A 2,211-nucleotide genomic window follows, 5' to 3' on the forward strand; every position below is an offset into this window, starting at 1 on the left:
CGCTGAAATGGCCGCCGCAGGGGCTGGACTTCGAGGCCCGTACCAAGCGCGGCGGTCCGCTGCTCGCGCGCCGCGCCAGCGTGCTGGCCTACACGCTGTTCGTTTACCTGATCATGCGCTTCGACCTTAACGTCGGCGGCTTCGTGCCAAACGTCTACAAGCGTCAGGTGGTCGAGAACTCGGACTTCAGGAAGTATGATGACGGCCTGCGCATGATCCTCGATTGTACGCCGGAGCTCGAACGCGCCCTCAACGATCGTCTGACAGCAGCCGCGCGCGAGGGCATCGTGCGCTATGGCCTTTATCAGCAGGACGCCGCCATGATGACCTGCTTCACGCCCTCGGCGCTGCGCAGCGATCACGTCCACTTCATCGATGGCGCGCGGGGCGGCTACGCCTCGGCTGCGACCGCGCTGAAGGCGATGATGGCGTAGAGCGAATCTCGTGCCCCGGACAGAGCGCAGCACGGAGTGATGCGCTGCTGAGCCGGGGCCCGCTTCTCCGTATCGTACGATCCTGTTTGTGGGTCCCGGCTCAGCGCAGCTTCACTGCGTGCCGCAGCGCGTCCGGAACACGAGATATGGCTCAACGCCCCGCGCGCGTCCAGGTCTCGCCGCCGCAGAGCGCTCCGACGCAGCCTTCGACCCGCAGCGAATCCGCCGAGGTTACCGTGACGCTGCTCGCATAGCTGCTGCCATCGTCGGCGTTGTAGATCTGGCCCGACCATTTGTTCGGACCCGATGGCTGCATGCCGCTGAACAACGGCAGGCCGATCATCGGTCGCCTGGCGAGCGCCGGATTGGGATTCTTGCTGTCGGTGGCGGGCTGGCCGGTCGCGGTGTCGTAGGGTTCACGCAGCCAGACGATGTGGCCACAGATGCCGTCGCCGCACTTGATGACCTTCACGCGCGCATCGCCCGCCTGGGTCAGCCATGTCCCGTCGGCGTTCTGCGCACAAGCGGCAGATGCGCCAAGCAGCGTGGCGAGGAGGACGATGAGAGCAGCGAATCTGGAAGTCATGGAGAGGGCCCCGAAAAATGGAGCGCCTCCATAGCAGGCCGGCGGGATAGTGCAACGCTGGCAGGAATCAAATTCCTGCGTTCATTTCTCTGCGCTTGCTTACCTGCGCTCATTTGCCCCAGCGCGCGACGGCGACCGAGGCCGCAGTCGACAGGCCGAACACGACCATGGCACCCCCGACCAGCGCGAACAACGTCCAGGCCGGCGCCTGCGCCATCATCAGGCCGATGCCGCCGATCGCAACGATCAGAAGCCGCGCGGTGGAAGCGAGCACGGGGCCGCCGACGTGCGTCGCGCCTTGCGAGGAGAAGTAGAGCGACACACCTATGCCGAAGAACACGAAGGCCGGGCCGGCCCAATGGAAATAGCTGTAGGCGGCGGCGGTGACGGCGGGATCCCGTGTGAAGAGCGCGACCCATAGCGAGGGATAGATCGCGATGACAAGCCCGACCAGGCCAACCGTAAGTCCGGAGGCCGCAGCTGCAGTCCAGGCCACGCGCCGCGCGCGTTTCACGCGTCCCGCGCCCATCGCCACGCCGACCATCGGCACCGAGGCGATGCCAAAGGCGAAGGTGATCGGGATCAGCAGAAATTCCAGCCGAGAGCCGATGCCGTAACCGGCCAGCATCTCGGTGCCGAAGGTCGCGAGGATCTTCGTGAAGACCAGAATGGTGAGCACGGTTTGCAGCGGCGACAAACAGGCCACCGCGCCGACTTTGAGAATGTCCAGGAACATCGCGCGCTCGAAATGAAACGCGCGAAGGTTCAGCGGAAGTCGGCTGCGGCCGGACGCGAGATACCAGAGGAGGAAGATCGCAGCGAAGCTGAACGCGATCAACTGGCCGCTCGCGACGCCGGGCATGCCGAACTGCTTCACGCCGAACAGACCTAGCCCCAGCGTGCCGCCGAGCGCGATCTGGAGCACGCCCGCCGCAATCAGCGTCATCGAGGGCAAGCGCATGTCGCCGGTGCCGCGGATCACCGAGGCCAGCGTGTTGACGAGCCAGATCGCGACCGCCCCGGAGAACAGCACTTGCGAATAGCCGCTGGCCTCCTCGAGCACCCGCCCGTGGCCGCCGAGCAGGGCGAAGAATGAGCGGCCGAAGACGAGCATCATCACCGTGAAGAAAAGCCCGCCGCAGAAGCCGATGATGGCGGCATGCAGCGCCAGCGTCGCGGCGCGGTCCCGAT

General features: G+C 65.8%; 3 protein-coding genes. 1 reads left to right on the forward strand and 2 read right to left on the reverse strand.

Annotated elements, in window-relative coordinates; genetic code table 11:
• Window positions 1-434, forward strand: a 434-nt coding sequence (locus MOV75_RS35335) for a DUF3095 family protein (protein ID WP_247007657.1), incomplete at its 5' end; no start/stop codon positions are given.
• A gap of 151 nt (window positions 435-585) precedes the next feature.
• Here the strand turns inward: MOV75_RS35335 and MOV75_RS35340 are convergent.
• Window positions 586-1,020: a DUF2147 domain-containing protein gene (locus MOV75_RS35340; RefSeq protein WP_246919015.1), complete on the reverse strand. Its 435-nt coding sequence runs from the start codon at window positions 1,018-1,020 to the stop codon at window positions 586-588.
• A gap of 109 nt (window positions 1,021-1,129) precedes the next feature.
• The coding region (locus MOV75_RS35345; RefSeq protein ID WP_247007658.1) for an MATE family efflux transporter at window positions 1,130-2,211 on the reverse strand (1,082 nt) is incomplete at its 5' end.

The organism is Bradyrhizobium sp. PRIMUS42 (assembly GCF_023006515.1).
Taxonomy (GTDB): domain Bacteria; phylum Pseudomonadota; class Alphaproteobacteria; order Rhizobiales; family Xanthobacteraceae; genus Bradyrhizobium.